Raw genomic sequence first — 3,926 nt, 5'->3', positions numbered from 1 at the left:
TGGTGCTGGCGGGGGCCGGCTTCGCCGCGATGGGGCTGCTGCCGCTGGACGCCAGCGATATCGAAAGCCCGGCCAGCCAGTTCCATGCCAGTGCGTGGATGGTGTGGGTCCTGGCGTTCGTGCCGGGCACGCTGCTGTATGGGCTGGGCGCGCTGCGGGTGCCGGGCTGGCGTGCGCAGGCGCTGCTGCACCTGGGCTGCGCGGTGGGGATGGTGCTGGCCGCGTTCGTGCTGCAGGCATGGATGCCGGCACCGCTGGCGCAGCGGCTGGCCTTCGCCGTCTGGGTGGTGTGGTTGCTGGCGGCGCTGCCATTGGCGCATCGCCCGCGCTGAGCGGAATCGGTCGCCGTGGGAAAACCCTTGGCGATTCAACAGGATGAAGGCTTTGCGAGGCAGGGTAGGTGGGCTCGATTGGAGCCCCATGCCGCACTGCGGTACCCTGTCCCGCTTTGCCGCCGCACTAGCGTTTCCATGACCAGCGTCGAACCCAACGTTTACGATCCGCAGCAGGTTGAATCCGCCGCCCAGAAGTTCTGGGATGCCACCCGTGCCTTCGAGGTGAGCGAGACTTCGGACAAGCCGAAGTACTACTGCCTCTCGATGCTGCCGTACCCGTCCGGGGCGCTGCACATGGGCCACGTGCGCAACTACACGATCGGTGACGTGATCAGCCGCTACAAGCGGATGACCGGGCACAACGTGCTGCAGCCGATGGGCTGGGACGCCTTCGGCCTGCCGGCCGAGAATGCGGCGATCAAGAACAAGACCGCGCCGGCCAAGTGGACCTACGCCAACATCGAGCACATGCGGGGCCAGTTCAAGGCCATGGGCTATGCGGTGGACTGGTCGCGCGAATTCGCCACCTGCACGCCCGAGTACTACGTGCACGAGCAGCGCATGTTCACCCGGCTGATGCGCAAGGGCCTGGCCTACCGCCGCAACGCGGTGGTGAACTGGGACCCGATCGACCAGACCGTGCTGGCCAACGAGCAGGTCATCGACGGCCGCGGCTGGCGTTCCGGCGCGCTGGTGGAAAAGCGCGAGATCCCGCAGTGGTTCCTGCGCATCACCGATTACGCGCAGGAACTGCTGGATGGCCTGGACGAACTGCCGGGCTGGCCCGATTCGGTCAAGACCATGCAGCGCAACTGGATCGGCCGCTCCGAAGGGCTGGAAATCCAGTTCGACGTGCGCGACGCCGACGGCAGCGCGCTGGATTCGCTGCGCGTGTTCACCACCCGCCCGGACACGGTGATGGGCGTGACCTTCGTATCGATCGCCGGCGAACACCCGCTGGCCCAGCATGCGGCCAAGTCCAACCCGGCGCTGGCCGCGCTGCTGGCCGAGATGAAGCAGGGTGGCGTGTCCGAAGCCGAACTGGAAACCCAGGAAAAGCGCGGCATGGATACCGGCCTGCGCGCCGTGCATCCGGTCACCGGCGCCCAGGTGCCGGTGTGGGTAGCCAATTTCGTGCTGATGGGCTACGGCACCGGCGCGGTGATGGCCGTGCCGGGCCACGACCAGCGGGACTTCGAATTCGCCACCAAGTACGCCCTGCCGATCCGCCAGGTCATCGCACTGAAGGCGCTGCGCAAGGAAGAAAGCGCGTACGACGCCACGCGTTGGCAGGACTGGTACGGCGACAAGACCCGCGAGACCGAGCTGGTCAACTCCGACGAGTTCGACGGCCTGGATTTCCAGGGCGCCTTCGAGGCGTTGGCTGAACGGTTCGAGCGCAAGGCCCAGGGCCAGCGCCGCGTCAACTACCGCCTGCGCGACTGGGGCGTGAGCCGCCAGCGCTACTGGGGCTGCCCGATCCCGGTGATCTACTGCCCCAAGTGCGGCGCGTTGCCGGTGCCGGAAGAACAGCTGCCGGTGGTGCTGCCCGAGAACGTCAACTTCGTCGGCACCGGTTCGCCGATCAAGGCCGATCCGGAATGGCGCAAGACCACCTGCCCGGACTGCGGCGGTGCGGCCGAACGCGAAACCGACACCTTCGACACCTTCATGGAGTCCAGCTGGTACTACGCGCGCTACACCTCGCCCGGTGCCCGCGATGCCGTGGACAAGCGCGGCAACTACTGGCTGCCGGTGGACCAGTACATCGGTGGCATCGAGCACGCGATCCTGCACCTGATGTACTTCCGTTTCTTCCACAAGCTGCTGCGTGATGCGCGCATGGTGGACAGCAACGAACCGGCGCAGAACCTGCTGTGCCAGGGCATGGTGATCGCCGAGACCTACTACCGCCCGAACCCGGACGGCTCCAAGGACTGGATCAACCCGGCCGACGTGGACGTGCAGCGCGACGAGCGCGGCCGCATCACCGGCGCCACCCTGATCGCCGACGGCCAGCCGGTGGTGATCGGCGGCACCGAGAAGATGTCCAAGTCCAAGAACAACGGCGTGGACCCGCAGGTGATGGTGAGCAAGTACGGCGCCGACACGGTGCGCCTGTTCTCGATGTTCGCCGCGCCGCCGGAGCAGTCGCTGGAGTGGAACGAGGCCGGCGTCGATGGCATGGCGCGGTTCCTGCGCCGCCTGTGGACGCAGGTGCAGAAGCACGCCGCCGAGGGCCCGGCACCGGCGCTGGACGTGGCCGCGCTGAACGCCGAACAGAAGGTGCTGCGCCGCAAGACCCACGAAACCATCGGCAAGGTGGGCGACGACTATGGCCGCCGCCACAGCTTCAACACCGCCATTGCCGCGGTGATGGAACTGATGAACGCGCTGGCCAAGTTCGACGACGCGAGCGGGCAGGGCCGTGCGGTCCGCCAGGAAGCGCTGCAGGCCACCGTGCTGCTGCTCAACCCGATCACCCCGCATGCCAGCCATGCGCTGTGGCAGGTACTGGGCCACGGCGAGACGCTGCTGGAAGACCAGGCGTTCCCGCAGGCCGACAGCAGTGCGCTGGTGCGCGATGCGGTCACCCTGGCGGTGCAGGTCAACGGCAAGCTGCGGGGCACCATCGAAGTGGCCGCCGACGCGCCGCGCGACCAGATCGAAGCACTGGGCCTGGCCGAACCGAACGCGGCCAAGTTCCTGGACGGGCTGACCGTGCGCAAGATCATCATCGTGCCCGGCAAGATCGTGAACATCGTGGCCGCCTGACCCCGCGTAGAGCCGGGTTCTACCCGGCTACCCCGGAGCGGGGCAGAGCCCCGCTCTACGTGCTACGTTCACGCGGCATCGGGCATCTTCAATGCCTGTTGCCGCGCCCGCCCGGCTCCCCCAGACTGTGCCCATGACCCGATTCCTGCTTGCCCTTGTCCTGACCGCGTCGCTTGCCGGCTGCGGCTTCCACCTGCGCAACAAGTTGATGCTGCCGGCCGATACCGCCGCAGTGAAGGTGGTGTCCACCGCGCCGTACAGTGAGCTGGCCAAGCTGCTGCGCCGGGGGCTGCAGTCGTCGGGCGCGCAGATCGCCGAGTCGGACGACAGCGCCAAGGCGGCCCAGCTGCAGGTGCTGTCCGAGCGCTGGGGTGACCTGCCGATCGCCATCGATGCCCAGGGCCGTGCCCAGGAATACAGCCTGCGCTACGCGGTGATCTTCAAGTTCCTGCGTGAGGATGGCAGCGAGCTGGTACCGCAGCAGGTGATCGAACTGTCGCGCGACTACGTCTCCCCGCCCACCGACGCCACCGGTACCACCACCGAGCGCGAGATCCTTGCCGACGAACTGCGTCGTGAGATGTCGGCCTCGATCATGCGCCGCATCGACAGCGTGGTGCGCGCCGAGATGGAAGGCCGCGTACCGGCCAAGCCGGCCACCCCGGCCACCCCGGCCGCCACCCCGGTTGACCCGGCAGTGCCGCCGCCGGCCGCCGCGGCCACGCCGATCCCGGGGCACTGACCGGTCCCTCCGGATCGGCGCCAGGATGGAACTGCGACCCGAACAATTCGCCAGCCAGCCGGCCGGCCAGGCAC

General features: G+C 68.0%; 3 protein-coding genes. All 3 read left to right on the top strand.

Features of this window, described 5'->3' with window-relative positions:
• The coding region (locus DBR34_RS24070) for a DUF998 domain-containing protein (RefSeq protein ID WP_343125623.1) at positions 1-332 on the top strand (332 nt) is incomplete at its 5' end.
• Positions 333-470: 138 nt separating this feature from the next.
• Positions 471-3,110, top strand: coding sequence for a leucine--tRNA ligase (gene leuS, locus DBR34_RS19160; protein WP_128097957.1), 2,640 nt, complete (start codon positions 471-473; stop codon positions 3,108-3,110).
• 133 nt (positions 3,111-3,243) lie between these two features.
• Positions 3,244-3,852, top strand: coding sequence for an LPS assembly lipoprotein LptE (gene lptE / locus DBR34_RS19155; protein WP_128097956.1), 609 nt, complete (start codon positions 3,244-3,246; stop codon positions 3,850-3,852).
• Positions 3,853-3,926: the final 74 nt, after the last annotated feature.

Source organism: Stenotrophomonas sp. HMWF003, from assembly GCF_003061285.1.
Lineage (GTDB): Bacteria > Pseudomonadota > Gammaproteobacteria > Xanthomonadales > Xanthomonadaceae > Stenotrophomonas > Stenotrophomonas maltophilia_AP.
The sequence above is the reverse complement of the archived record's forward strand: the minus strand, read 5'-3'. Positions and strand labels throughout refer to the sequence as shown.